This is a genomic window from Mesorhizobium huakuii, from assembly GCF_030160235.1.
In the GTDB taxonomy this organism is placed as follows: Bacteria; Pseudomonadota; Alphaproteobacteria; order Rhizobiales; family Rhizobiaceae; genus Mesorhizobium; species Mesorhizobium huakuii.
The window spans coordinates 41217-67160 of sequence record NZ_BSNY01000043.1 but is presented as its reverse complement, the minus strand read 5'-3'; the positions used below and the strand labels follow the sequence as shown (position 1 = coordinate 67160).

25 protein-coding genes are annotated in these 25944 nt (G+C 58.4%); 5 read left to right on the top strand and 20 right to left on the bottom strand.

Going from position 1 to position 25944, the window contains the following annotated elements; all coding sequences use genetic code 11:
- Window positions 1-10 precede the first annotated feature (10 nt).
- Entirely contained in the window at window positions 11-1060 is a 1050-nt protein-coding gene (gene gtdA, locus QQK95_RS21730) for a gentisate 1,2-dioxygenase (RefSeq protein ID WP_284276508.1), read from the bottom strand.
- Window positions 1061-1222: 162 nt separating this feature from the next.
- Here gtdA and QQK95_RS21725 point away from each other — a divergent pair, with 162 nt between their 5' ends.
- Together QQK95_RS21725 and wrbA are read left to right on the top strand one after the other, a co-directional pair.
- Window positions 1223-2038, top strand: a complete 816-nt coding sequence (locus QQK95_RS21725) for a fumarylacetoacetate hydrolase family protein (RefSeq protein ID WP_284276507.1) — start codon at window positions 1223-1225, stop codon at window positions 2036-2038.
- Between the two features lie 73 nt (window positions 2039-2111).
- Window positions 2112-2741, top strand: coding sequence for an NAD(P)H:quinone oxidoreductase (gene wrbA, locus QQK95_RS21720; RefSeq protein WP_284276506.1), 630 nt, complete (start codon window positions 2112-2114; stop codon window positions 2739-2741).
- Between the two features lie 375 nt (window positions 2742-3116).
- On the opposite strand, the gene QQK95_RS21715 is transcribed toward wrbA, so the two are convergent.
- From QQK95_RS21715 to QQK95_RS21695, 5 genes are all read right to left on the bottom strand, one after another.
- Window positions 3117-3911, bottom strand: coding sequence for an enoyl-CoA hydratase/isomerase family protein (locus QQK95_RS21715; RefSeq protein ID WP_284276505.1), 795 nt, complete (start codon window positions 3909-3911; stop codon window positions 3117-3119).
- Window positions 3912-4026: 115 nt separating this feature from the next.
- Entirely contained in the window at window positions 4027-5679 is a 1653-nt protein-coding gene (locus tag QQK95_RS21710; RefSeq protein ID WP_284276504.1) for an FAD-dependent oxidoreductase, read from the bottom strand.
- 75 nt (window positions 5680-5754) lie between these two features.
- Window positions 5755-6525, bottom strand: a complete 771-nt coding sequence (locus QQK95_RS21705; RefSeq protein ID WP_284276503.1) for an alpha/beta fold hydrolase — start codon at window positions 6523-6525, stop codon at window positions 5755-5757.
- 50 nt (window positions 6526-6575) lie between these two features.
- A complete protein-coding gene (locus QQK95_RS21700) occupies window positions 6576-7811 on the bottom strand; it encodes a CaiB/BaiF CoA transferase family protein (protein ID WP_284276502.1) in 1236 nt (411 codons plus the stop codon).
- A gap of 8 nt (window positions 7812-7819) precedes the next feature.
- Complete coding sequence (locus QQK95_RS21695; RefSeq protein WP_284276501.1) at window positions 7820-8797, bottom strand: cupin domain-containing protein; 978 nt, start codon at window positions 8795-8797, stop codon at window positions 7820-7822.
- A gap of 330 nt (window positions 8798-9127) precedes the next feature.
- Here QQK95_RS21695 and QQK95_RS33545 point away from each other — a divergent pair, with 330 nt between their 5' ends.
- Window positions 9128-9649 (top strand): hypothetical protein, encoded by a 522-nt coding sequence (locus QQK95_RS33545; protein WP_409371704.1) that lies wholly within the window; start codon window positions 9128-9130, stop codon window positions 9647-9649.
- A 46-nt stretch (window positions 9650-9695) separates the two neighbouring features.
- Here the strand turns inward: QQK95_RS33545 and QQK95_RS21685 are convergent, their stop codons facing one another.
- On the bottom strand, window positions 9696-11315 hold the full coding sequence (locus QQK95_RS21685) for a GMC family oxidoreductase (RefSeq protein ID WP_284276500.1): 1620 nt from the start codon (window positions 11313-11315) through the stop codon (window positions 9696-9698).
- Window positions 11316-11507: 192 nt separating this feature from the next.
- Between QQK95_RS21685 and QQK95_RS21680 the strand changes: the two genes are divergently transcribed.
- Entirely contained in the window at window positions 11508-11858 is a 351-nt protein-coding gene (locus QQK95_RS21680) for a hypothetical protein (protein WP_284276499.1), read from the top strand.
- A gap of 569 nt (window positions 11859-12427) precedes the next feature.
- On the opposite strand, the gene pobA is transcribed toward QQK95_RS21680, so the two are convergent.
- From pobA to pcaD, 6 genes are read right to left on the bottom strand one after another with little or no spacing between them, the layout of a single operon-like run.
- Window positions 12428-13600, bottom strand: coding sequence for a 4-hydroxybenzoate 3-monooxygenase (gene pobA / locus QQK95_RS21675; protein ID WP_284276498.1), 1173 nt, complete (start codon window positions 13598-13600; stop codon window positions 12428-12430).
- A complete protein-coding gene (locus QQK95_RS21670; protein WP_284276497.1) occupies window positions 13600-14652 on the bottom strand; it encodes a 3-carboxy-cis,cis-muconate cycloisomerase in 1053 nt (350 codons plus the stop codon). The genes pobA and QQK95_RS21670 overlap by 1 nt, the downstream gene beginning before the upstream one ends.
- 8 nt (window positions 14653-14660) lie before the next feature.
- Window positions 14661-15275 (bottom strand): protocatechuate 3,4-dioxygenase subunit alpha, encoded by a 615-nt coding sequence (pcaG, locus tag QQK95_RS21665; protein WP_284276496.1) that lies wholly within the window; start codon window positions 15273-15275, stop codon window positions 14661-14663.
- The gene (gene pcaH, locus QQK95_RS21660; RefSeq protein ID WP_284276531.1) at window positions 15275-16030 is read right to left on the bottom strand and encodes a protocatechuate 3,4-dioxygenase subunit beta; all 756 of its coding nucleotides are present in this window, start codon (window positions 16028-16030) and stop codon (window positions 15275-15277) included. Before pcaH ends, pcaG begins: the two co-directional genes overlap by 1 nt.
- Window positions 16020-16433 (bottom strand): 4-carboxymuconolactone decarboxylase, encoded by a 414-nt coding sequence (pcaC, locus tag QQK95_RS21655; RefSeq protein ID WP_284276495.1) that lies wholly within the window; start codon window positions 16431-16433, stop codon window positions 16020-16022. Before pcaC ends, pcaH begins: the two co-directional genes overlap by 11 nt.
- Complete coding sequence (gene pcaD / locus QQK95_RS21650) at window positions 16426-17235, bottom strand: 3-oxoadipate enol-lactonase (RefSeq protein WP_284276494.1); 810 nt, start codon at window positions 17233-17235, stop codon at window positions 16426-16428. Before pcaD ends, pcaC begins: the two co-directional genes overlap by 8 nt.
- 302 nt (window positions 17236-17537) lie before the next feature.
- Between pcaD and QQK95_RS21645 the strand changes: the two genes are divergently transcribed.
- The gene (locus tag QQK95_RS21645) at window positions 17538-18506 is read left to right on the top strand and encodes a helix-turn-helix domain-containing protein (RefSeq protein WP_284276493.1); all 969 of its coding nucleotides are present in this window, start codon (window positions 17538-17540) and stop codon (window positions 18504-18506) included.
- Window positions 18507-18777: 271 nt separating this feature from the next.
- On the opposite strand, the gene QQK95_RS21640 is transcribed toward QQK95_RS21645, so the two are convergent.
- The 7 genes from QQK95_RS21640 to QQK95_RS21610 all read right to left on the bottom strand — a co-directional run bounded on the left by QQK95_RS21640 (window position 18778) and on the right by QQK95_RS21610 (window position 25874).
- Window positions 18778-19716 (bottom strand): electron transfer flavoprotein subunit alpha/FixB family protein, encoded by a 939-nt coding sequence (locus QQK95_RS21640; protein ID WP_284276492.1) that lies wholly within the window; start codon window positions 19714-19716, stop codon window positions 18778-18780.
- Window positions 19717-19739: 23 nt separating this feature from the next.
- Window positions 19740-20489, bottom strand: a complete 750-nt coding sequence (locus QQK95_RS21635; protein WP_284276491.1) for an electron transfer flavoprotein subunit beta/FixA family protein — start codon at window positions 20487-20489, stop codon at window positions 19740-19742.
- Between the two features lie 79 nt (window positions 20490-20568).
- Window positions 20569-21378: an aspartate dehydrogenase gene (locus tag QQK95_RS21630; protein WP_284276490.1), complete on the bottom strand. Its 810-nt coding sequence runs from the start codon at window positions 21376-21378 to the stop codon at window positions 20569-20571.
- An 18-nt stretch (window positions 21379-21396) separates the two neighbouring features.
- Complete coding sequence (locus tag QQK95_RS21625) at window positions 21397-22902, bottom strand: aldehyde dehydrogenase family protein (RefSeq protein WP_284276489.1); 1506 nt, start codon at window positions 22900-22902, stop codon at window positions 21397-21399.
- 108 nt (window positions 22903-23010) lie between these two features.
- Window positions 23011-24075, bottom strand: a complete 1065-nt coding sequence (locus QQK95_RS21620) for an ABC transporter ATP-binding protein (protein ID WP_284276488.1) — start codon at window positions 24073-24075, stop codon at window positions 23011-23013.
- An 11-nt stretch (window positions 24076-24086) separates the two neighbouring features.
- Window positions 24087-24929, bottom strand: coding sequence for a carbohydrate ABC transporter permease (locus QQK95_RS21615; protein WP_284276487.1), 843 nt, complete (start codon window positions 24927-24929; stop codon window positions 24087-24089).
- Between the two features lie 9 nt (window positions 24930-24938).
- Complete coding sequence (locus QQK95_RS21610; RefSeq protein WP_284276530.1) at window positions 24939-25874, bottom strand: carbohydrate ABC transporter permease; 936 nt, start codon at window positions 25872-25874, stop codon at window positions 24939-24941.
- Window positions 25875-25944 lie beyond the last annotated feature (70 nt).

Here is a 25944-nt window from a genome sequence, read left to right as displayed (position 1 = left end):
TACGGGCTATTCAGAGGCGCTCTTCACGAAGCAAACCGAGCTTTTGATGCACGGGCCGATCCGAAAAGGAAAATACCACGCTGTCCGCGTCCCCGCCCTCGAACCTGTACCTGATCCAGCCGGGGACCGCGAATACGTCGTTGGGTTTCAGGTGCACTGGAGCCTGACCCTCGATGATGATAGACGGCTCACCTTCCAAGACCACGAATGCGCAGCTGTCCGTGGACCGATAGAAGGCCGACGAGAAGTTCTTGGGCAATAGGCGGATCGTCGTTCCGATCGTCGGAATTGCCCAATCCCCGGTCACCGGATTGACGTAACGCATGCAGATCCCGAAGTGCCTATCGATGTGGGCGGAACCGCGCATAGCTTCCAACGCTTCCCGCGTTCTTTCATACGGGTAATTGAACACAGGCGACGTGGAAGAAACCGGCGTCAGATCGACGGGCAGCAAACCGCTGCCGTACCGGGCCAGGGAGTCGCCCTCGGGACGTGTCAGCACTTGCGAATTTTCGCGGTGTTCTTCCCGGAAGCCCGCCTTCAGGAAACTCACAAGCGGTACGTCCAAGCCGTCGAGCCAGATGACGGGTTCGTCGCCGTGGTGACCGTGGTCATGCCACGTCCAATAGGGGGTCAGGATCAGATCCCCGCGCCGCATTGTCGTCCTTTCGCCATCGACCGCTGTGAAACCCCCGGTGCCCTCGAGCATGAAGCGCAAGGCTGACTGTGTGTGCCGATGCGCCGGCGCCACCTCTTTTGGAAGTATCAGCTGCAAACCTGCGTACAGCGTGTCGGTGATTTGCGACTTTCCCTGCAGTCCCGGGTTTTCCAGCACCAGAACTCGACGCTCGGCCTCCTCGGCGGTGATCGTCTCTCCGGCCTTGATCAGCAGTGGACGTACAGTTTGCCACGCCCAGTGATAAGGCACTGAAGCCGGCTTTGGATCTGTGGGAACCAGCCCCTTCAGTCTCTCCCATAAAGGTGCCAGCTGCAGTTTGCTGAGTTCGGAGTAGTAGGCAGACCGGTCCGTTGCCGGTGCCAAATCAGGTTTATTGGTCATCTATGAGTCCTCGTTGCCGGGGCCTTCGGCGCGATTGACAGCCACCTCAAGCTAATATAATGCATATGCAACAATTGCAAATGCAATAATAATGATGCATCTCCGCAGGTGGGGTTGGTCTGGATGAAAATATGTAGATTCAACTCCAATCGGATTGGTGTTGTGGACAGGGATGAGGTCATCGATGTAACGGACGCTTACGATCGCAGCCCTCCCTGGCCCGTCCCTGCGGGTGACTGGATCGCAAACCAGCTGACGGACACGGCAAGACTGCGCGATGCGGTGTCGAAGAGTTCCACGCGCCACGCGCTGCGCGACACAAGGCTGGACGCCCCGGTCGCAAACCCCGGGAAGATCATCGGGGCGCCGATTAATTACAAAGCCCACATCGAAGAGGCGAACGCAGACAGCCAGATCAATAACGGAACGACTTATACCAATCTTGACGAGTTCGGGCTGTTCCTCAAAGCGGGCAGTTCCCTGATCGGGCCGTCGGACAGATTCACGCCGAGATTCGCCGACCGGCGCACCGACCATGAAGTAGAGCTGGCCGTCGTTATCGGGAAGGAAGCGCGGGCCATCCGGAAGGAAGATGCCTTAAGCCATGTCCTCGGCTTCACCGTGGGATTGGATATGACCATCCGTGGCAAGGAATTTCCGACGTTTCGGAAGTCGCCTGACACTCACTGCGTGCTTGGCCCGTGGCTGGTGACGTCCGATGAAATTCCGTCCGCCGACGCACTCGACCTGCGACTGTCCGTCAACGGGATCGAGAGACAGAGGTCCAACACCAGGTTTCTAATCTTCGGCGTTGCACGTCTGATCGAATACGCGTCGAGCTTCTACACCCTCCATCCTGGCGACGTGATCATGACGGGCACTCCCGAAGGGGTCGGGCCGGTGTTTCCCGGTGACAGGATCGACGCGCACATAGCTTCGATAGGCGATCTTTCGATCGAAGTGGGGATGCCGCGCTGAAGCAAGCCGCTGTGACTCTTCAATAAAACCCTCATTGGCCTCCCTGCGAGGCGATAACCCACCGGAGTAGATAATGGCAAAAGTTCTCGTTCTATATCACTCGGCCTATGGCCACATCGAAACCATGGCCAAAGCCGTTGCCGAAGGCGCTCGCGATGCTGGCGCGGAAGTGACGGTCAAGCGCGTTCCGGAACTGGTGCCGGACGAAGTGGCGCGGGCGTCCTTTTTCAAGATGGATCAGGAAGCCCCCATCGCGGATCCCAACGAACTGGATCAGTATGACGCCATCATCGTCGGCGCCGGCACTCGTTTCGGAACCGTGGCTTCACAGATGCGCAATTTCTGGGACCAGACCGGCGGTCTTTGGGCATCGGGCAAGCTTTTAGGCAAGGTCGGTTCGGTCTTCACCGCAACCGCCACGCAGCATGGCGGCCAGGAGTCCACACTGCTGGGCTTCATCCCAACGCTGCTTCACCACGGCATGGTGGTGGTGGGGCTACCTTACGCCTTCGAAGGACAGCTCGGTTTGGGCGAAATCCTTGGCGGCTCGCCCTACGGCGCATCGACGATCACTGGCACGGACGGCTCGCGTCAGCCCTCCGCGATCGAATTAGGCGGAGCCCGCTACCAGGGAAGCCATGTCGCAAACATTGCAGCCAGCTTAAACCATCAAGCGGGAGCGGCCATGAAGAGGGCAGTCTGAAGCAGATGTGCCTCTCTTTGGTTGGGACGCCCGCCGAACCGCGACAATTGATGTCACCACTGCTCGTCCGAACTGTCGCCTTCCCGCAGCTGCTCGGGCTAGCGGGAGGTACTGCTCATTTCGCGAACGCGCACGAACTGGGCGAGCGGCTGGTTGCGGCGATCCTCGTGGATGCGGTCTACATTCTCCTTTGAAGACCCTCCGCCGGCACCGCTCGCGCCGCGGCTGACGCGTTTCCAGCCGCCACTGATCGCCGGGGGCTGCCAACCGCCACCGTCTGGATCGGCAGCAACGAACCGTTCGCCGTTGCGGGCGATGAATCTCACCTAGCGAAGAACCATCCTGTTCCGGCTCTCAAGTGCCTGCTCTATAAGGTCAGGTCCCGGTAAAGTCAGGCGGGCGCTTCTCCGTAAACGCGAGCATGCCCTCCTTGGAGTCGTCCGTCATGGTCAGACGGGCGATAGCGCTTTGCTCGAACGCAAGGCCGTTTTCGGCCGTGGCGCCGACTGCAGTTCGGATGCAGGCCTTCGTTGCACGCACTGCGGCAGGGGCACGCTGCGCGATCGTCGCCGCAATTTGCACGGCGCGAGGAACGGTGTCGGCCACCGTGCACACTTCCACCGCAAATCCGAATTGAAGGGCCCGCTCGGCATTGATGGGCTCTCCCGTCAGGAGCATGTAGGACGCCAGATTGGGAGACAGCTTGCGCGGAAGCCGCTGAGTTCCTCCGTCGCCTGCCATGCCGCCGATCTTGATCTCGGGTTGCCCGAATTCGGCGTTGTCGCCGGCGACGATGAAATCGCACACCATTGCAAGCTCGCATCCGGCACCGAACGCAATACCGTTCACCGCCGCGATAAGAGGCTTGCCGAAGAACTCGATCGCCCGCCAGGCGGCTACCCTGGCCGGACTGTTCGCCACCGCCATAGGTCCGAACGCCACCATTTCCTTGATATCCGCGCCGGCCGCGAAGCTTGAATCCGAACCGGTGATGACGACACAACGGACGGAGCTGTCGGTTTCCAATTGTGTAAGCAGGCGACCCAACTCAACGATCATGGAACTGTGCAGCGCATTCTTTTTTTCGGGCCGGTCGAATCTTATCAAGGCGACGTACTCGGCCGGGCGCTCCAGCATCACCTTGTCGGAATGATTGTCCGCTAAAGTCATGAATTCTCCAGTTCTTCCGAGCACGATTGTTTAGGGCGTTCATGAATTCCGGTAATGCCGGGGGCATTCAGGGCAATAAAAGTTCCGAAGGCTGGGTGGGGTACTATTGTTTGCATCAGCGGTTGCTTTGGAGGATAGTTTGGCCGCAGATGAAGCCCCATGTCATGTACGGGCCGAGGGTGGTACCGACCTGGCTCGGCGTGCGCGCACCGGTCGGGCTGGCCATCACATTACCGGCGCAGTAAAGCCCCGGAATGACGGTGCCGTCGGCGCGGAGCGCCTGACCCCGGGCATTTGTGCGCACTCCGCCCTTGGTACCGAGCAAGGAGGGTCTGAACCGGTAGGCGACGTATGGCGGAGTATCGATCTCCTCCATCAGCCCCAAGTTCGCCGCAAGCTTTCTCTCGTAGGCATTCGAAGTCCCGCGCTGGAAATCGAGATCCCTTCCGGTGCGCGCGAAACCGTTGAAACGCTCCACCGTGTCCTTCAGGTTCTGAACGGGCAGTTTGGTCCGCTCAGCCAATTCCTCTATCGACGACGCTTTGAGAAGCCAATCACGTTTGTACCGGCGGTACCACCGGATCAACGGCGTCCTTTTAACCATAGGCCAGTGGCTGATGACCCATGCAGGCTGGTGGATTAGCTCTCCCGCTTCGTTTCTGTCCATGATGCGATCGTACACCCAAAACTCGTACTCGCTCGCAAAACGACGCCCGTGCCTGTCCACGATGATAGCGTCAGGCTCCGCGTGTATTCTCAAGGGAAGTCCGTGTAGCTCGCCCTCATATTTGACCGGGGGCTGAATGACGATATTGCCCTGATCCATGTGGGCGAAAGTTGCACCGACAGCCTGCGCCATTTTGTGTCCGTCACCTTCATTGCTGCTCGGCGAGCTTTTGAAGTCTACCTCGCTGGGAAAGTAGGTGGCCAGCATCTGCTCATCCCATTCGAAGCCGCCTGTCGCCAGTACCACGGCGCTACGCGCCTCAAAGGTGTGAAGCGCACCGTACCGCTCCACCTGAACGCCCGTCACCACGCCGGCGTCATCGGTTTTGAGCGTCGTCGCGCGGGTGGACAGTTCTATCAGGCAGCCTTGGTCCAGGCAGCCCTTGAGCAGGCCGATGATCAAGCCGTTTCCCTGGGCCATTGAGTCCGACCACCATCGTCGAAACAGCAGGGGCAGCGATTGAAGCATGCCGAGGATGGGATGACGGTCCAGCTTCGCGTCCACGGTTTCCTGGAAGGTGAGCCTCTGCGGCAAGGTGGACCGCCGTACGCGGCCGCGCCACCAACCGAGAATCGCTTTGCTAAGGGGCTCAACCGCCAGAATTCTGCTCGATTTTGCGCCTTCGCACTCCTCGAAGGGGTCCGGTATCTGGGTTAGGCTGAACCTCAGCGGACTGTGGGCCTCGACCAGCTTGAGCATCTGCGGGCCGTTTTCGATCTGGCTTTTCCACAGCTCGTCTTCCGTTTCCTGCCATCCTTTGGGAGAGGCGGCCCGCATATAGGCGAGAGCCTCGGCGAAGCTGTCCGACAGACCGGCCCGTGCGGCGTAGTGATTGACGGGAAGCCAGGTCATTCCACCAGACATGGCACTCGTGCCGCCGAGCACATCCGTCTTCTCGATGATACGAACGGTCTTTCCTGCAACGGCCACGGTCAACGCCGCGGTAAGGGCGGCAGCGCCGGAGCCGACAACGATCACGTCCGTGACGTTACTTTCCGGCGGGACAGGGTCCGCAAAATAGATGTTCATCAGGGCATACATGCACGCTCCTTACCGGTTACGAGTTCCAGCTTTGGAACTTGCCTTGCCGAGCTTCAATCCACGATTGTGCGAGCGCTATCGATCTGTGGATCGAAGGAAGCCTTCCAGTATCTCCCAATATCTTTGCGGGCGCGTGTTGGGAAAAAAATGACCGCCGTTCATTATCTCCAACCTGGCGCCTTTGATGAGAGCCGCGATCTCGCGGGATTGATATTCGGCAGCGAGCATGTCGTCCGACGCACCGATCACCAAACTAGGCAGTTCGACGCTGCGTAATTCTTCTCGCCGATCGAACTTGTAGGGTGCCCTCATCCGGGCGGACAAGACCTCATCCGCCATGCTTTGGGTGATATTCTGAATACGACCCATAAGATCGTAATTCGGATCGAGGACGTCGCCACCGGGCATCGCAAGGATCGCAGAAAGATGGCCGCAAGTCACCGTGCCGGCGGCGTCAAGCACACGTTGCCGCAGGTCGTTTATGAATTCCATATACCTGTCGAAAGCGCAGAACGTCCCGCTGAAGACCGCAGCCTCAAAAAGCTCAGGATGATCGAGCACCAGGCACTGGGCGATGACACCGCCCATCGAATGTCCGACTACGGTGACCCTGCTGGCTTCCGCCTCGGCGAGAATGTCGATGGCATCTCCGACAATTTCCTGGAGGGTGTGTACGCCTTCCCGCGCGCGATTGGCGCCGCAGCCTCGCTGGTCGAAGCTCAGGACCGTGAAGCGTTCTGCCAGTTTGGGCCGATGGGCGTTCCAGAAGTTTGCATGCCCGCCGAGGCCCGTCACAAGCAAGATCGTCCGGGCGCCGGTTCCTTCACGATTGTAAGCCAGTACCATTGTTCGATCTCACCGTGTCGTTGGGACTTCTGACCTGATCGCCGCGCGAATCAGGCCCGCTGGGTATCGATCACCTTCTTTTCGATCAGCTGGCCGATCTGATCCTGGGAATAGCCGTACTCCGCCAAAATCTCTTCGGAGTGCTGTCCCAACAACGGCGGCGGCTTCAACGCGATTTGTGGAAATTCTGAGGACTTGATCGCGTTACCCACCGTACGAAGAAGTCCGTGTTTGGGATGATCGAGCTCAATGAGGATATTGTTTTCCTTCACTTGAGGATGCTTAAGCGTTTCGCCAAGCGGGAGCACCGGACTGCACAGAATATCTACCCTGTCGAGCCGCGTGAGGCACTCTTCTGTCGTGAACTTGCTGAACCCCTCGCTTATGCGCCGTCTGTATTCGGTTCTGTTCGCCATCTGCTGTGCCAGCGTAGCGAATTCGGGATCGGTCGTGATGTCGGGTATTTCCAGGGCTCGGCAGACATCAGAAACCGGATTTGGCCTAAGCACCGCTATGACCGCAACAAATCCGTCGGATGCGGCGAAAATGTCCATGGGGTCTGACTCGAGCGGATTGAAGTCGTGGCCCGTGCGAAGCTTCTGCGTGACCTCCTGCTGCTGCATGACCAGAAATACGTCGAGCAGGTTGATCTCGATTTTCTGCCCCCGACCTGCTCGTTCACGATGAAGGAGTGCCAGAAGAACGCTTTGGACGAGGATCATTCCAGCGGAGAAGTCGGCCGCCGAAACAGGAAACAGCTGCGGCTTTCCGCTTGGATCCTTGTTGCCGTGCGCGACGCCGGCGAGAGCCTGGGCCACGAAGTCCATCCCGCCCTTCTGCGACAGAGGACCGGTCGTGCCAAACCCCGAGCCCTCGACGTAGATGATCCGATCGTTGTCCTTACGGATATCCTCATAACCCAATCCAAGACGCTCGATGACGCCCGGCCGGAAATTATGGACGAAGACATCGGACTCTCTGGCGATCTTCCGGAGGATTTCCCTACCCTCCTCGGTCTTCATGTCGAGTGCCAAACTTCTCTTGTTTCGGTTCATAGCCATGAAGTTGGAGCTCTCGTCGCCCTTGTTCGGGCGATGACGGTCGATCGCCCGACTGATGTCCCCCAGACCGGGTTTCTCGATCTTGATGATATCGGCGCCGAAATCGCCAAGCACTTGGGTGCCACACGGCCCAAACATGATCTGGGACAGATCACAGATGCGAATGCCGTCTAATGGAAGTGCCATGGAGTTATCCCTTTTAAGACTGCGGATGACGATGCTCAACTCGGAACTCAGATGCCGGGGATGATAAACCCGTACTTGTCTACGAGAAGCTTTTCCGTCGTTGGATTGCGAGGGATGGCCGTTGGCCTTTCCGCGCCGGGAAGCTTACGCACTCCCGTTTCCCTTAAGGCCCCCTCCACACTGGGGGGCAGAAAGACGCCGCCATATTTCAGCGGTTCCGTACCGTTATTGACGAAGTGGTGCATCAGGGTCGGGGGCAAAACGATCAAATCGCCCTCGGCGATCGGGTATGCGACATCGCCCAAAATTGCGAGGCCCTTACCGTGGGTAACGATCACGATCTCCTCGGACATCACGTGACCGTGGTGCCGAACGTTGGCGCCAGGCTCCAGGAGCTGCGATGCCGCGCAGAAATAGGTCAGAGGCAAAGCAGGTGCAGCAATCATGATGCTGACGTAACCCAGGCTGGGTGCAGCCTGCCAATACTCTTCCCCCTCATCATCCTGCACGATGATAAAATGACCGTCAAAGTCGCCGTCGGCGGCGTCGCCATCTTCGACGCCCAACATAGCTGCCGACTCCTTCGAAGCCTCGGCGCCCTTTCCACCCACCGGGAAGAGATCAAAACGAGAGTCCGGGCCGGGGGGGAAGGAGATCACGGAGAGGCGAAGCGGCTCTTCGCCCTCCTGCTCCACTTTCACGGCGACGCCGCGGCCCCAGAACATGAATGTGCCCTTGGAGACCGCGTGCTGCTTGCCGCCGCAGAACACCCGACCTTTCCCGGAAAAACAGATGACCAACCGTTCGTTCAGTTCATAGGCCCGCGAACGGAGGTGCCCGCCTTTCGGCAAATCCACACCCACGACAGCGAAGTGAGTGTATTTGTGACTAATTGGCGATACCTTTACCAGCGCCGAGCCGCCGTCTTCGGAGCCGAGGCCCACCGGCGTCCCCTCGTTTGCTGCTACGAGTACTGCTTCAACTGGCGCCTTCGTGCTGACCTTAAACGGAACCGTATTCTGCATGGTGCTCCACTTGTCCTAGACGATGCTTTAAAATCTTGCCAAATCGACTTATCCGACCAGTCTCGCCGGGCGTCGCCGACTTTCAAATTTCCTCAACAAGGGCGCTTTCGCTACGCCTGACAGATAGAGAACAACGCTCGAAAAGAGCCGAACTTTTCCGCGCGCAGCTCTGCAGGTGGCGTGAATTACTTTTCCGCCTGTTGCCGCGAAGGCAGGCCAAGAACACCATTTAACTCGGGTGGGAACAATGGTAAAATCCAATAAATAGCTGGACTTTTTGCTCAATGCCGCAGGCAATGGTCAGAGGCAGATCTGACCACCGACATCGAGATGCATTTGCATGTCGACTGGTATTATCAAAGGGTCGCTCCACTGAAGCGGGGCGTCGATCATGTGACGGGGGATGACATCGCGGCCGCCGACGTCGGGCGGATGACCGTGTTCAATCACCTCCCCCGCAAGGAGGACATGTCTTCGATCGCGACGAAGTGGGCCGCGAAATCCTGCGCGAACCGTTACGGCAGCGCGATCTCGGCATCGTTCATCGCGGAGCGCAGCCCCTTCGTCGAGTTTTCAGCTCAGGGCCAACGCTTCGTTGAACCGCTGGTCCGATCCCATTCGTCGTTTTTGACCGGCGGATCGCCAGCCGTCTTATGCGAGCGGGAACTTTTGCTTCGCCTGAGTGCGCACTTTGCCATCGGAGAGTTGATCGGCCGCGTCGAACAGACCGGGAGGGTTGCTTTGCAGCACAGCGTGGTTGAGCTCGGGTTTGAGCAGGGTATCGGCGAAAATCCCAAGTGTACGGATTTCCTCCGGAGAAAAAGGCGGCGCGTGAACCGGCTTCGGTGCTGACACCGACAGCCGCTCCCCTTTGACGATGGACTGGCTGTTGTTCATTTCAATTGGCTTCCAACAAGGTCTGAACGAGTTTCTCGGCATTGCGAAGCGCCAGCGCCGCAATGGTGCTGGTGGGGTTTGCCGCGCCCCCGGTGACGAAGATGCTTCCGTCCGAGATAGTCAGGTTCGGCACGTCGTGCGCCCTGCCGTATTCATCCACAACGGAAGTTTTGGGGTCGCTTCCCATCCTGGCGGTCCCGAGAAGGTGACCGGGCTCCCCTTGCAGGTCATTTATCTCGATGGTTTTCTTAGCTCCGGCGGCCCTGTGGATCTCGGACAGACGAGCCACGGTAAAGTCACGGATCTTCAGCGTGTTCTCGCTATATCGATAGCTTATTTTAGGCGCCGGAATGCCGTCACTATCGCGAAGCGTGGGGTCGAGAGTGACTCGGTTACTTTCCTCGGGGAGGTCATCTATGTTCGCCGCCCAGAAAATCGCGTTTCTCGCGTCACGGATAACTTGATGGAAACTCGGGCCCCACAAATCCTCGAAAGGCAGAAGTCTGTGCGGGTCCACGCCGTTGAACAGCAATCCCGGCGTGGGGCAGGCATGCATCTTGCTGCCGCGCACGAAACCCCGCGAGCGATCCGTTTCATAGAATTGCATGGAACTGGCCGCGGAACCCGCCGGCCCGCGCCACGATTCGAGTTCTTCGTCGTAGTATCCAATGACGGCGCAGTTCGGGTGCAGCATCAGGTTCTTGCCGACGAGACCCGACGAATTGGCCAATCCTTGGGGATGACGTTCGCTTGCCGACAGCAGGAGCAGCCTCGGGGTGCCGATGCCGTTGGCGCAGACGACGACCTGTTTGGCCTTGGTATGGCGTTCTTCACCCTTGGAAATCCACGTGGCGCCGGTCGCCGCACCGCCCGCGTCGGTGGTGATCTTGGACACGCGTGCGCCGGTGACCAATTTGGCACCGGCCTTGATGGCACTGGGCCAGTAAGCCAGATCAAAGGATGCCTTAGCTCCCTCGGGGCAGCCCTGTGTGCAGGTGCCCCAACGGGCACAGGCGGCAAGGGAGCCGATCTTTTGACTAGGGATCGCGTTTGCATGGGGCCACCAGTGCCACTGCAGTGCATTCATCGCTTCGGCAGCCTTCCTGCCGAACTTTCCTAGAGGCAGCGGGGGCATCTTGGGAGCGTAGCCCTCTGGATAGGCGGGATCACCTTCCAGTCCGGATACCCCGATGAAGTCGTCCACCTTGTCATAGAAAGGAGAGAGGGTTTCGTAGCTTATCGGCCAGTCGCTCGCTACCCCGTCCAACGTGCGCACGCGAAAGTCGGAAGGGGCGAGGCGTGCCCAAAGGGCGCTGAAATGAATGGTGGATCCGCCTACGGCGCTGTACATTGAAGGGGCGAGGTCGGTGTCGGACACCTCCAGCGGGTAGTCCGCAGGATTACGGCGGCGGTTGGGCTCGGCCTGCCAGTGGCCACGCGCCACCAGCTCCCACATATCAAAGTTTGCCGGATAGTCCGACGGAAGTGCGTAGTCGCCCTGCTCAAGGCATATGACCTTGAAGCCCGCGCCGGCCACCGCATGCGCGGTGATGGCACCGGAAGGCCCGGCGCCGATGATCAGCACGTCATAGCTATCGTCGTCAGCACTTGTCACGCTCATGGTTGCCTCGCCTGTGCATTTTGAAATTTGCTTACGTCGCGCGCGGCGCGTTCGGCCACGGGTATGACTGCGTGTCGTGAAAGTCGGCTACCGCTCAGGCGACGGCGCCCTCGATCCTGATAAGGCGCTCGGGGTTTTGGCATATCAAGTCCGCGAAACCTGTGCAGCGGGGCGGCACGCGAAGACCCCGTCATGGCTGCCCCGCTCTCCCGTTTGAAGGCGTTGCGCGCAACGACCAAGATGTCAACGTCCTCGGCCTTGCCCGAGGACAAACGCGGAGGCGGACCACCGTCGGCGAGTGAAAATCTCGCGCCGAGGCTCTTCGAGGGTGCTGCGAACCGGCCGTTGATGAAATGTCTGTATAAGCGTGGCGGGTTCAATGAGCTCGGTGAATTCACGAAGGATTCCTCCCGCAAAAATACTGCTTTAATCGGTGATGAACCGGACGAATTCCTGAGGCGCGGTCACGCCGACTTCCTGGCCGACTCGGAGGCTGGAACGATCCGTCACCATGATGCAATGGCAGCCCCAGAGGCGAGATAGACGTTTGTGAGCTGGCCGAGAAGCCCGATAAGCTCGACGACAGTCTGGTCGAGAACGATTTGCGGAGCGCTGGCGCCCAGGTGCCGAGAGCGTCTCTTCAGGGGCTGCATTTCAGTGCGCGTCTCAAGCAAAAAAACGATCGCGACACTGTATCTCCGAAAAAGTGTGCGACGACATATCCTGTGTCGCGACATGCTCACCATCCATTGCCGGCAACAATGGTAAAATCCAGCTAAGGCTTGGACAATGTGCTCAAGAGCCTCCATGCCCGGCCCGACGAGGAGCGTGTCCCGGTGGCGATGGTGTCGCCGGATGGCGCGTCATGAACTGGCTGAGATGGCTCCAGGTGTCTAGGAGCCAGTGGGTGGAAGCGCGCGAAAATCGATCGGGCTCGGGCGACACGTTGTCCAGCCGCATCAGGAAGCCTGATATACGTCTGCAGTCATAACCAACGTTCCCGATCCAGCCGCTCTATAGCAATAGGGCGGGTCCAAATACGTCCACATGTCAGCACCCGACGCGCAAATAGCCTCCATTGCAGGCCGGCCTCACCTGAATATCGGCACACCCTAGTAAGGCAGCCCGACATAATTCTCGGCGAGCGCGGTCGACGCCGCTTGCGAATGCACGAGGTAGTCGAGCTCGGCCTCCTGGATGCGCTGGCCAAAGTCGCCGGTATCAGGGAAGCGGTGCAGCATCGTCGTCATCCACCAGGAAAAGCGCACCGCCTTCCACACCCGCGCCAGCGCCTTGCCCGAATAGGCGTCGATACCGGCACGTGATTTCTCGACATAGAAATCGCTTAGGCCTGAAAACAGATAGCGCACGTCGCTGGCAGCGAGGTTGAGGCCCTTGGCGCCCGTCGGCGGGACGATGTGGGCGGCGTCGCCGACCAGGAACAGCCGGCCGAAGCGCAGCGGCTCGGCAACGAAGGAGCGCAGCGGCGCGATCGATTTCTCGAAGGATGGACCTGTGGTGACCGCAGCCGCTGTCTGCGGCGGCAAGCGGCGGCGCAACTCTTCCCAGAAGCGGTCGTCCGACCACGCCTCGACCTGGTCGTCGAGAGGACATTGCACATAGTAGCGGCTGCGGTGCGTCGACCGCATCGAGCACAGCGCAAAACCGCGCTCGTGATTGGCGTAGACCAGTTCGTGGTCGGCCGGCGGCACTTCGGCCAGCACGCCGAGCCAACCGAACGGATATTGCCGCTCGAACGTCTTCAGCGCGCGCTCCGGCACCGATTTGCGGCTGACGCCATGATAGCCGTCGCAACCGGCGATGAAATCGCAGTCGATGCGCTCGGTGACACCGCCCTTGTCGTAGGTGGCGAAAGGTGCGTCACCGTCGAAACGATGGAGCGCAACGTTTGCCGCCTCGTAGATCGTGGTCAGTCCTGCCGCATCGCGCTTGTCCATCAGATCATGCGTCACTTCGGTCTGGCCGTAGACGGTAACATGCCTGCCGCCAGTCAAAGCCTCGAGGTCGATGCGGTGCAGGCCGTCGTTGAAAGCCAGCGAGAAGCCTGTGTGCGGCAGCCCCTCGGCGCGCAGCCGTGCCGCGGCGCCCGCCTCCTGCAGCAATGCCACCGTGCCCTGCTCGAGCACACCGGCGCGCACGCGGGAAAGCACATGCTCGCGGCTCGAACGCTCGAGGATGACGGTTTCGACACCGATGCCGGCCAGCAGCTGCCCGAGCAACAAGCCGGACGGACCCGAACCGACGATGACGACTTGTGTACGCATCAGTGCCCCAGGTTTTCGATCTGCGCGGCCAGTTCGGCGGCCAGCCGCAATGACGCGGCGGTGGCGACGATCATCTGCGGCAGCAGCAGCCATTCCAGCGTCCAGGCCGCGCCCGAGCGCTCCTGCTCATGCACCAGCGCCTGATGCATGCCGGAAAGCTGCGTGGCGTTGAAGCGGGCGAGCGCCACCAGCGCTTCGGCCTTCACCGGGTTCTGCTTGTGCGGCATGGCCGACGAGCCGCCACCGCCCGATAGCGCGATTTCGGTGCCCCTTTGCGCCATCAGCGCAATGTCCTGGCCGAACTTGCCGAGGCTGCCGGTCACCAGCGACAGCCAGCCGGCAAAATCCGCAAGGGTGTCGCGCTGGCACTGCCATTGCGGCGCATCGGCAAGGCCGAGTTTTGCGGCAAGTGCGGCACGCACGGCCGGCCCCTTGCCGCCAAGCTTTTCCAGCGTGCCGGCGGCACCACCGAACTGAACCACAAGCAGACGTGCGGACTGGTCCGACAATCTTTGCTGATGACGCAGCAGCGGCACCAGCCATGTGGCTACGCGATCCAGCGCTCGAATAGGGATCGCCGGCCGCATCCGCGTCATTCCGGTAAGCGCTCTGCCCCCGAAACGATCATCGAGCGCCGAAAGGCGCACGATGTTTTCGGTCAGCAGCAGACTGAGATGGTCGACCACGGACTTCAGCCGCAGCACCAGCGCCGTGTCGATGACATCCTGGCTGGTTGCACCGAAATGAACGGAAGCGCCGTGCGGTTCGCCGACCGCCGCCCTGATCTGGCGCACCAGTTCCGGAACCATGACGCCATCCTTCGCCACGCCGGCACGTAGCAAGCCTGTGTCTGGCCTGAACGAGTTCAGCGCCGCAACGATCGCTGCGGCGGCGTCCAGGCCGACAATACCGTTGTCGGCCTCCGCCTCCGCCAGCGCGCCCTCAAATGCCAACGCCGCGGCGATTTCTGCTTCGACAGAAAAATGCCTGGCGGTCTCTTCGTCGCCGAGAAGGCTGGAAAGCAGCGGATGATCGAAAGGCGATACGGTCATGGTGCCGGTCAGCTGTCGAAGAAGACCGTCTCCTTGTCGCCCTGGAGATGGACGTCGAAGACGTAAGTGTTGTCCTGGCGCTCGGCGATCAGTGTCGGCACGCGAACGCGGTGCTCAATGCGCGCCAGGATAGGATCCTGCGCATTGGCCTGCGCCTCATCGGAAAAATACAGCCGCGTCTGCAGGCCGATGTTGATGCCACGAGCGACGATCCAAAGGCTGACATGCGGCGCCATCAGTCGCCCGTCCTGGTACGGCACGCGGCCGGGCTTGATCGTTTCGAAATCGCATAGGCCCGTCTCCATGTCGGTCGGGCAGCGGCCCCAGCCCTGGAAATTCGGATCGGCGGCACCGCGCAATTCGGCGGGCGAATTGTACAGCCCGTCCGCATCCGCTTGCCAGATCTCGATCAACGCATCCTTGAGCGGCGTGCCGGTGCCGTCGAGCACCCGGATCTTGAGACCGATCCGCTCGCCCTTGGTCTTGTCGTTGACCATGGTAGCGCCGAGGTCGGTCGCATAGACGCCGCTAATGCCGCAGAAATTCGGCGTCAGTCCGATATGGACGTAAGGGCCCGCGGTCTGCGAGGGGCTCTCCCTGAGCCGGTCGAGCGATTGCGCCATCAATTGCCCTCCAGCCGGTTTTCGAACAGCGACGAGCGCCGGCCACGCAGCACGATGTCGAACTTGTAGGCGAGCGCATCCATCGGGATTGTCGCCTGCGTGTCGAGAATGGCCGTCAGCGCCTCGATGGCCGCCTTGTCGGCGATGCCGCGCACGATCGGGCATTTCCAGATCAGCGGATCACCCTCGAAATACATCTGCGTGATCAGCCGCTGGGCAAAGCCATGGCCGAAAACCGAGAAATGGATATGCGCCGGGCGCCAGTCATTGGGACCGTTCGGCCAGGGATAGGGGCCGGGTTTGACGGTGCGGAAAGCATAGAAGCCGCGCTCATCGGTGATGGTGCGGCCGCAGCCGCCGAAATTCGGGTCGAGCGGGGCCAGATAGCCGTCCTTCTTGTGGCGGTAGCGGCCGCCGGCATTGGCCTGCCAGAATTCGATGAGCACGCCGGCAACGCCAACGCCGCGCTCGTCGAGCACCCGCCCATGGACGATGATGCGCTCACCGATGGCGCTCTCGCCCGGCCTGGCGAAATTGTGGATCAGGTCGGCGTCGAGTTCGCCTAGCATGGCGTGGCCGAAGACCGGTCCGGCTATTTCCGAAAGCGTGTTGTCGAAGGACAAAAGCGCCTTTTGCGGCGAGCGCAGCACCGAACTCTTGTAGCCCGGCGTCAGTGCGGGCGGATGCCATGTCCGGTCGCGCTGGAAGAAGGCGCCGGTCTCCGGCGTCCGGTTCGAACCGGGGTTAGCGGACATTGACATCCTGGCTTTCGTCCATTTCCGAAAATACCCCCTTGGCGATCTTGAAGGCACGGTTGGCCGCCGGTACGCCGGCATAGATCCCGACATGCAGGAACGCTTCGCAGATATCGTCGCGTGACGCCCCGGTGTTGGCGGTGGCGCGCACATGCATGGCGACCTCTTCATCGTGACCGAGCGCCGCCAGCAGCGCCAACGTCACGATCGAGCGCTCGCGCCTGGACAGACCAGGTCGCGCCCACACGGTTCCCCAAGCCGCCTCGGTGATCAGGCTCTGGAAAGGCCGGTCGAAATCAGTGGCGGCATTCGCGGCTCGGTCGACATGGCGGTCGCCGAGCACGGACCGACGGATTGCGAGGCCACTGCGATATCTGGCTGAGTTGCCGGGGACTTCATCCATGGGTTTCTGCTCCAGGGGCAAGCGATGCGACAAAATCGCGGATCAAGGCGGTCAGTGCTTCAGGCTGTTCGACGCAGGGAATGTGTCCGGCTTCGCGGATGATCTCGAAGCGCGCACCGGGGATCATCTCGGCCAACGAGCGAACAAGATCGGGAGGCGTGGAGCCATCCTGGTCGCCAGCGACGCAGAGCGTCGGTATGGCGATGCGGTGTGTCGCGTGGGTGAAATCAGCGTCGCGGACCGCCATGCAGGTTTTGACATAGCCAGGCAGCGCCTGCCTGGTCAGCATGTTGCGGTATCCAGCAAGGTCGGCAGCGCGCGCGTCATGGAAATTCGGCGTGAACCACACTTTCATTACGCCGTCTGCGATCGCCTCGATGCCGTCGCGCTCGACGGCCGAAATCCGCGCGTTCCAGCTCTCGGGCGTACCGATCTTGTGTGCCGTGTCGCACAAGATCAAGCCTTGGACCATGTCAGGGTGCCTGATGTAAAACCCTTGCGCGATCAGACCGCCGACCGACAGGCCGCACAACACGACCTTCTTCAAGCCGAAATGATCGATGAGCCCCGAGAGATCCTCGACATGATCGTCGATCGACCTGATGTCGCCGCTATTGGAGAGCCCGTGGCCGCGCTTGTCGTAGACCAGCAGCGGCATTTCCCCGTCCAGGTTCGACAGGATCTGGTCCCAGATGCGGAAGTCGGTGCCGAGCGAATTGATGAACACGATCGGGCCCCCGTTGCCAGCCGCCTTGATGTGGCGATGGTGCAGCGTGATGCCGCCGATGGTGTCAAATGGCACGACTTCGGTCCTCCTCCCCACATTGCACAAACGCGATGCCCGTTTCCGCCCGGTCTCCCCAAGCGGCCCTCCGTCTTCGGCCACCCTGGATACTCGGTGGAGCCCGCAGGACATGCTTCACGGGTGTATTGAAGCGTCGACCATACACAATCAAAAGTTGCGTAAGTCGTAGCCATTCAATCCATGCCTGAGTTGAAGAAATCACTTTCGCTCAAAGCGGGCAATGGTAATATCCAACATCATGTTGGACATTCTCCTCATTCCCGCAATGCTGGAGTTTGAGATTTGAGAGGTGATCCGCGATGCAGAAAACAACGAAGCCGCGTGTAAATGGCTCAAGCCGCGCGCCAGCCTATTCTCTCTACGGCGAGAGCCCTGAGTTTGGTCGATCAATCTTCTCAAATGCCGAGTCGATTCTCGTTAGAAGTAACAACCTAATGTCAAATATCGACTTGCATGTGCATGTCGATCTGTATCAATTCGTCTATATTTCCGAGGGGCGATCAACGCTTATATATCCAGACGGACAGCATCATTTTGGCAGCAATAGCCTTGTTATGATCCCGCCGAATCTGGAGCATGGTTTCTACTCCTACATCGATACGAAAACGTTTGGCCATGTAATAACAATTAGCACTGCGTATTTTGATCGACTAGCTCAGAAGGGATTTCTCGCCAGTGATTTGGTCAAACATATAACCATCATCGAACAGATCGAAAGAGATCGAAATCCAGAGATCTTGATGGCAATAGAACGCGTTATATACGAGCACAGCACGGAGACATATCCCTATATAATAGCACGAGAAGCAGCAGTCCTTTCTTTTATGGTTGAATTTCTAAGGATTGTTTCTGAAAGGAACGTGCTTCAGTTCGGCGTTAAAACGACCGATACCGCCGATCCGGCAGGGAAAAGTAAGATTGAAATATTGTCGCAACTTATCGACAGATATTATAAAACTCATAAAAATGTGCAATTTTATGCTGACCGAATGAACATGTCGTTTTCAAATCTAAATAAGGTCTCCGTTCAAGCAACCGGTAAAACCGTACACTCAAATATAAAGGCGCGCAGTTTGGAGCAGGCTCGTTCGTATTTAGCGAATACAAACTTGAGCGTAAAGGAAATTTCTTTTACGCTCGGGTATGATGATGCGGCTTACTTCACTCGATTTTTCACTACGAACACGGGCCTATCGCCAATCGCTTTTCGTCGGCTGGCAACCAAAGGCCCGATCGCCGAACAAGCCCTGCCCGTCGATCAGATTTAAGCGTCAAGGGAGGGTGCAGATACCACCCGAAGCCTAACCTCGACGTTTCAAGGTGGTGAGCGGCGCTGGCAGCCGAGGTTCGATGGACGACAGAGGCTTCAGCTTGCCAAGCAGCCGCTCCTGGACCGGACGCGAATGTCAGGCGGCGCGGCAGACTCTATTGGACGGCGAGCGAGTGAGACTTTCACGTGGATGCGAGGCTCGTATCCATCGCTCTCTCCAGACTTTTGCTAAGCAGTCATGCGTGTCTTGAAAGAAGTCCAGCACGTTTCTATCGAAGCCCTTTTTCCAGCTCCGGTAGGGCCTCGAAGAGGCCAGCGACGAGACCGTAGTCGGCGACTTGGAAGATCGGGGCTTCCTCATCCTTATTGATGGCGACGATGACCTTCGAATCCTTCATGCCGGCGAGGTGCTGGATGGCACCCGAGATGCCACAGGCGATGTAGAGTTCCGGGGCGACGACCTTGCCGGTCTGGCCGACCTGCCAGTCGTTCGGCGCGTAACCCGCATCGACCGCCGCGCGCGAAGCGCCGACGGCGGCACCGAGCTTGTCGGCGACGGGAAGAATGACTTCCTCGAACTTCTCCGCGGAGCCGAGTGCACGGCCGCCGGAAATAATGATTTTGGCGGAGGTCAGTTCAGGTCGATCCGATGTTGACAGTTCATCCTTAACGAATGCCGAGAGAGAAGAAGAAAGAGCTGCCGTTGAGATTTTCTCAACGGCAGCAAGGGGGCCTTGGGAGGCGGCGGGGGCAAATGAAGAGGTACGCACGGTTATGATCCTCTTGGCGCCGGCTACTTGCACGGTCTGGATGGCATTGCCGGCGTAGATCGGACGCTTGAAAGTATCGGCCGAAACGACTTCGATGATCTCGGAGATCTGCGCGACGTCGAGCAGGCCCGCCACGCGCGGAAGTACGTTCTTGCCGACCGAGGTGGCGGCCGAGATGATGGTATCGTAAGTGCCGGCGAGCGAGACGATGAGGGCTGCCAAGGGCTCCGCGAGATTGTTGGCAAGATCGTCGCCCTCGGCAAGCAGTACCTTCGAAACGCCGGATAGCTTTGCAGCTGCATCGGCGGCAGCCTTGGCGCCCTTGCCGGCAACCAGCACATGCACATCGCCGCCGATCTTGGAAGCGGCTGTCAGCGCCTTTGCGGTCAGGTCGGACAGGGTGGCGTTGTCGTGATCAGCCAGAAGAAGAATAGGCATGATGAAATCTCGTTTTCGGGACCTTAGAGGACGCCGGCTTCGTTTTTCAGCTTGTCGATGAGCTCGGCAACCGACTTGACCTTGATGCCGGCCTCGCGGCCACGCGGCTCCTCCGTCTTCAGAACCTTGAGGCGGGCTGCAGTATCGATGCCGAAATCGGCTGGCGACTTCTTGTCGAGCGGCTTCTTCTTGGCCTTCATAATGTTGGGCAGCGAGGCGTAACGTGGTTCGTTCAGGCGCAGGTCAGTCGTGACAACCGCCGGCATCTTGATGTCGATCGTCTGCAGGCCGCCATCGACTTCCCGGGTCACGGTTGCCTTGCCATCGCCGATCTCGATCTTCGAGGCGAAGGTCGCCTGGACCCAACCGAGGAGGGCGGCCAGCATCTGGCCAGTCTGGTTCGAGTCGTCGTCGATCGCTTGCTTGCCGACAATGATCAGGCCAGGCTTTTCGGCATCGGCGATACCCCTGAGGATCTTGGCAACCGCCAACGGCTCCACCTGATCTTCGGTCTCGACCAGGATTGCCCGGTCAGCGCCCATGGCGAGCGCGGTGCGCAGTGTCTCCTCGGCCTTGGGCGGGCCGATCGACACGACAACCACTTCGTCGGCCTTGCCGGCTTCCTTCAGACGAAGCGCTTCTTCGACCGAAATCTCGTCGAACGGGTTCATCGACATCTTCACGTTGGTCAGATCGACGCCCGAGCCATCCGGCTTGACGCGGATCTTTACGTTGTAGTCAACTACCCGCTTGACGGGGACCAATATCTTCATTGAGTTCCCTCAATACTTTCTTGCGCACTGAAAGCTTCGCCCGATGACGTACTCGATCGACAAGGACAAGCCGAGCTGGCTAAACATCGATCGCTCTAAAGTGCCGAACAATGGCTTCTTCGATGCTTAAAGCCGCCAACCAGGATGTTTTTGGGTTATCAGGCAAAGGCTTGTTTTGAAGCTCAATCGAGAAACTGCCAAAAGCACCCGTCGCCTCTACTCGATGGAGGTTCGTAGTCGCGTCAGGGTCTGCAATTAGCACGACGCTGGTTGCCTCGAAGCCGATGCCAGCGAGGGCCACCGCGGCGGTCACATTAGCGTTTTTGGGATAAAGTCGTGCAGCCTGCTCTGCATTGCCTTTATATATTACTGTCGGCTGGCTAAGAGACGCCAAGTCAACTGCATCCGCTGCCGGTGTACCCGTCCAGGCGTTGGGAGGTTTGGTTCCGGTATAAGCGACGGAGCTTAGTCCCGCGCTTCTTGCGGATCTCAGGACATCAAGACCCCCAATGGCACCTGATACTGCAGTTAGGCGACTACCTCCCTTTGTCGCGGCGGCTTCAAGGCTGTCCAGCAGCGTCTTGTCACTCAGACTGCCCACGGAAACGATGATGGTGTCGATTCCTTTTCGCAACAACGCGGGAACGAAGTCACGGACAGCGTCGTGACTCGCGCATTCAACAACGAGTGAGGGATGCCAGTCGATCAGGTCCGCAACATCATTGAAGAGCCTCACCCCGCCCAGTTCGCTCGGCGCCGGGGCGAACTCCCTAGGAACCAGCGTCGCTGCAACTTCAAAATGATTGCCAGACCTGCGAAACGACGCCTGCAAGCTGCGTACCATCGCTCCAAAACCAATAACCGCGATGCGCCTTCTATCGTTTGGCAAAACAGATCCTCCGAAGAATTACGCGATGGTGTGGGCAAGGATTGGTAGACGTGGGCCTAGCTTCACGTAGGTCTGCTTGGTCTCCATGTATTCATGAAGCGCGTCCAGGCCGTTCTCACGGCCGAAACCGCTTTGCTTGACGCCACCTTGCGGCAGCTGCACGGCCCCCTCCAGATAGGTGTTGGCAAAAACGGTCCCCGATTTCAGCTTCCGCGTGGTCAGAAGAACCTTGTCGATGTCCTTGCTCCACACGCCGTTTGCCAACCCATATTCGGTGAGATTGGCAAGGTTAATTGCCTCCTCCAGGCTTTTGAACCTTGTGACGCATAGAACCGGTCCAAATATCTCCTCTCGGAAAACTCGCATGTCTGCCGTGACTTCAGTCAGGATTGTCGGACCAATGAAATAGCCGTCATCGTACTCCTGGCCGCGAAGACGCTGTCCGCCACAAATCACGACAGCCCCTTCCTTTTGGCCTTCTGCAATATAAGCCAGGACTTTGTGCATGTGGCTTTCGTGAATAAGCGCACTCATGTCGGCCTGCTCATCCGTCGGATGGCCGACATTGATCAGCTTGGCACGCTCCGCAAGTTTCGACACGAAGTCATCGGCAATGCTGTCCTCAATGATCAAGCGCGCTCCGGCTGCGCAGACCTCACCCTGATTGAAGACAAAACCGAAAAGGATGCCATCCAGTGCGGCGTCGAGATCCGCATCGGCAAACACGATGTTCGCACCTTTTCCTCCAAGCTCCAACGCAACGCGTTTTACGCTCTCGCCACATTTTGCGCCGATCCGCCGTCCGACGGCAGTGGATCCGGTGAACGAGATCATCGAAACATCGGGGTGGCCGGTGAGAGCTTCACCCACGATCGCACCGTTGCCTGTCACAACGTTGATAACACCCGGAGGAATACCGGCTTTCGTCGCTAGCTTCGCGATTTCCAGGGCGGTGCTGGAGGTCAGTTCCGATGGCTTGATGACCACAGTGCAGCCAGCAGCGAGCGCGTAGGGAAGTTTCTGGAAAAGGCAGACCAGGGGAAAGTTCCACGGTACGATCATTCCAACGACCCCGGACGGTTCTTTCGTCACGAGACCAAGTACTCCAGGACCCAACTGCGTATGCGCTTCACCTTTCGCCGTGATGGCAAGCGAGGCCGCAAAACGGGTCATTTCAACAACCATTGCCAGTTCATGGACGGAGATCTTTATCGCTTTAGCTGCCTCTTCCGCCTCCATCTGGACGAGATGGTCGGCATGGTCAGCGATCAGGTCGGCAAATTTATTGAGCAATTTAGCGCGGGCGGAGCCGGTGAGATGCGCCCAGTCCTCGCGATGGAATGCTCTGACCGCTGCCGAGACGGCGTCATCAACATCTTTCGGCGTGCCGGCCGAAAAGCGGGCAAGCAGTGATCCGTTCACCGGTGAATGTCGGTCGATCAAAGTTTGTGAGGGATCAGACAGCACGCCGTCGATAAAGTGGCCGTAAATACGGGGCGAAAGATGGGATTGAGTCTGCAGCAAGATGGGCCTCCATCGGAAATCGATTCCAGTAAGTCATCGTCAGAGGTCGGAATGCCGGCTGCCTCGACAACCTGCCTGAATGCATCCCGCCGAGAACAGAAAGCGCTGCTAGTTGGCTATAACACGCACGAATTCGGGCGGGGCGTACACGCCAACCACATCACCAACCTGCCGATTGCATCGATCTGTGACCGCAATGAAACGGGTTTCTCCCGCCGTCAGATATACGTTGGTGGTTTGACCCAATGGTTCGACAAAATCCACGACCGCACGCGCGGAGCCAGCAGAACCTGGTTGGACAAGCTTCAAATGTTCAGGTCGAATGCCGGCGCTGAACTGACCTGTTGAATCCAGTCTACCCGCGATCAAAGCCTGCTCGTCATCGGGAATAGAGTCTACAAATTCTTGTATCTGACAGGTCGGACGACCTGGCGTCTTCAGAGATGCAGGAAAAAGGTTCATAGGTGGCGATCCCATAAAGTCCGCCACAAAGCGCGTCAGGGGCCTGTCATAGATCTCTAGCGGTGATCCGACCTGTACCATGTCGCCTCTCCGCATAACCGCTATGCGATCGGCCATGGACATAGCCTCGATCTGGTCGTGGGTTACATAGATAGTCGTGATCCCGAGGTCGGAGACAAGCTTCTTGATCTCAGTCCTCATGACTGCGCGAAGCTTAGCGTCAAGATTCGAAAGCGGCTCATCCATAAGGAAGACCTTGGGATTTCGAACCAGAGCTCGAGCAAGCGAAACGCGCTGCCGTTGACCACCGGAAAGCTGAAAGGGCTTGCGGCTAAGGTAATCGGCAATCCCGAGCCTACCGGCCGTTTCCTCGACCTTTCTGCGGCGATCGGCCTGTGGCACTTTACGAATCTTCAACGGAAACGCGATGTTCTCGAAAACCGTCATGTTCGGGTATAGCCCATAGTCTTGGAATGCCATCGCGATGTCGCGATGGCGGGGCTCTGCAAAGGTCACGTCCTTGCCATTGATATGAATGGAGCCGGATGTAGGCAATTCTAGCCCTGCGACCATTCGCAGCGTGGTCGTTTTCCCGCAGCCTGACTCGCCCAGCATGACGAAAAACTCACCATCGGCAATATCAACCGACACTCCATTGACGACGGTAACGGCGCCGAACCGCTTTTGCACGTTCCTGATCTGAATGCCCACGATAATCTCCTCTAGCCCTTTACCGCGCCTAGCGTCAGGCCGCGAACAAGATAGCGTTGCATCAGCAGGACAAGCACAACGACAGGCAGTGACATGATGACCCCCGCCGCTGAGGCCATGCCCCACGCGATGGATTTTGCGTTCAAAGTATTAGCCGCTATGACCGGCAGCGTTTTGGCCGCATTCGATGTCAGCATCGACGCCAAGAGAAACTCGTTCCAGGCAAACATGAAAACGATGACCATGGTCGCGGCCAGCCCCGGCAACAGCAGGGGCAACATCACTCGCCAAAAAGCTTCAAGCCTTGAACAACCGTCGATCAACGCGGCTTCTTCGATTGACTGCGGAATGTCCTGAATGAAGACGCGCATGACCCAAACCACAAAAGGGAGACCGGAAAGGGCATATGCGGCGATAAGCAACCAGTAAGTATCGAACACACCAAGCCAGCGAGCCAGGATGAACATCGGAACAACGCTAACGATCGGCGGCAACATGCGGATTGATAAAACTTCGAACGCGATCAACTGTTTGTTTCTTATATCGAATCGTGCCAGCGCATAGGCAGCAAGCGTTCCGCAGACCATTGCCAGACATGTGGACAAGCCTACTATGACTGCGCTATTGATGAACATTTTCATTATGCCAAGTTCTTCGACCAGCTTGACATAGTTTTGCAGAGTCGGAGCGAAAACCCATACCGGCGGGTACGTCGTAATACTTTGGTCGCTTTTCAAAGAGGCAGTGATCATCCAAAAAATTGGGAAAGCAAAAAAGGCTGTGGCAAGAAGCGCCAGGATGTAGACAAGGATCATCTTGGAGAAGCGGCGAATAGGGGCTCGATGTGCGGACATTGACAACTCCTACCGGCCTTCTTTTTCGGAAATGATGCGTGTGAAACCGGAGAGCTTCGTAAAGATCAAAATAATGACAGTCAGGATCACGAGGGTAATCCACGACAATGCGGAGCCGTAGCCAAGATCAAAAACTCGGAAGTTTACTCTCTGCAGATAAACGCTAACGAGGTCGGTTGCGAAATCGGGGCCGCCTCGTGTCATAATGAATGCAGCGTCGTATGTCCGGAAAGCATCCACGATGCGCAGGAGGGTTGCGATAACGATGACCGGCCTGAGGAGCGGCAAGGTTATCGAGAAAAATACCCTTATGGCACCCGCTCCGTCGATCGCGGCAGCCTCAAACGGACTCTTTGGCAACGAAGAAATGCCGGCAAAGACGATAAGAAACATAAAGGGCGTCCATTGCCAAATATCCACGAGAACAATTGATAAGAGCGCGGTGCTTGATGAGGAAGTCCAAAGTTGCGGCTGCAAGCCAATGACGGTTAGAATGTAGTTGAGCACTCCGAGATCCGGCATCATCATGACACGCCACACGATCCCGACCGCGATTGGCGTAATCAACATCGGAATCAATATGATCGTGCGTAACAAGAAGAATCCGGGATAACGCATATTGAAGAGCAGGGACAACAGCACAGCGAGTATCAGTGACGACGTCACACTCAGTGTGACGAAAACAAAAGTGAGCCCCAGGGCATGCCAATATTGAAGATCAAAAAATGCCTTAGCGTAGTTTCCCAGGCCTACGAAGCGAGCAATGCCGCCGTGCGAGGGGTTGTAGTCCGTCAGAGAAATGTAAAGCGAATACACCATCGGGAAAAAACCGACGACGTTCATCAGAACGAAAGCTGGCGTGAGAAGCAACAAGCCGGCGCGGCGCTCCCCTGCCCTCTGCGCCTTATCGCCACCCACTTTTGCCGTTGAAATTGAATCCGTCATGCTCACGACAATTCCCCGTACACGAGAGGAATGACCTCCAGGGGCCATTCCTCTATACATTTTGTGCGAA

Coding starts and splice junctions, on each gene's coding strand:
- wrbA (WP_284276506.1), top strand. CDS start 2,112: ATGGCAAAAGTTCTCGTTCTATATCACTCGGCCTATGGCCACATCGAA.
- pcaC (WP_284276495.1), bottom strand. CDS start 16,433: ATGGATGAAGTCCCCGGCAACTCAGCCAGATATCGCAGTGGCCTCGCA.
- QQK95_RS21640 (WP_284276492.1), bottom strand. CDS start 19,716: ATGCCTATTCTTCTTCTGGCTGATCACGACAACGCCACCCTGTCCGAC.
- QQK95_RS21695 (WP_284276501.1), bottom strand. CDS start 8,797: ATGCAGAATACGGTTCCGTTTAAGGTCAGCACGAAGGCGCCAGTTGAA.
- QQK95_RS21610 (WP_284276530.1), bottom strand. CDS start 25,874: ATGACGGATTCAATTTCAACGGCAAAAGTGGGTGGCGATAAGGCGCAG.
- QQK95_RS21685 (WP_284276500.1), bottom strand. CDS start 11,315: ATGAGCGTGACAAGTGCTGACGACGATAGCTATGACGTGCTGATCATC.
- QQK95_RS21715 (WP_284276505.1), bottom strand. CDS start 3,911: ATGACTTTAGCGGACAATCATTCCGACAAGGTGATGCTGGAGCGCCCG.
- QQK95_RS21710 (WP_284276504.1), bottom strand. CDS start 5,679: ATGTATGCCCTGATGAACATCTATTTTGCGGACCCTGTCCCGCCGGAA.
- QQK95_RS21615 (WP_284276487.1), bottom strand. CDS start 24,929: ATGTCCGCACATCGAGCCCCTATTCGCCGCTTCTCCAAGATGATCCTT.
- QQK95_RS33545 (WP_409371704.1), top strand. CDS start 9,128: ATGCATTTGCATGTCGACTGGTATTATCAAAGGGTCGCTCCACTGAAG.
- pcaG (WP_284276496.1), bottom strand. CDS start 15,275: ATGGCGCAATCGCTCGACCGGCTCAGGGAGAGCCCCTCGCAGACCGCG.
- QQK95_RS21645 (WP_284276493.1), top strand. CDS start 17,538: ATGCAGAAAACAACGAAGCCGCGTGTAAATGGCTCAAGCCGCGCGCCA.
- QQK95_RS21680 (WP_284276499.1), top strand. CDS start 11,508: ATGGCTGCCCCGCTCTCCCGTTTGAAGGCGTTGCGCGCAACGACCAAG.
- pcaH (WP_284276531.1), bottom strand. CDS start 16,030: ATGTCCGCTAACCCCGGTTCGAACCGGACGCCGGAGACCGGCGCCTTC.
- QQK95_RS21705 (WP_284276503.1), bottom strand. CDS start 6,525: ATGGTACTGGCTTACAATCGTGAAGGAACCGGCGCCCGGACGATCTTG.
- QQK95_RS21670 (WP_284276497.1), bottom strand. CDS start 14,652: ATGACCGTATCGCCTTTCGATCATCCGCTGCTTTCCAGCCTTCTCGGC.
- gtdA (WP_284276508.1), bottom strand. CDS start 1,060: ATGACCAATAAACCTGATTTGGCACCGGCAACGGACCGGTCTGCCTAC.
- QQK95_RS21635 (WP_284276491.1), bottom strand. CDS start 20,489: ATGAAGATATTGGTCCCCGTCAAGCGGGTAGTTGACTACAACGTAAAG.
- pobA (WP_284276498.1), bottom strand. CDS start 13,600: ATGCGTACACAAGTCGTCATCGTCGGTTCGGGTCCGTCCGGCTTGTTG.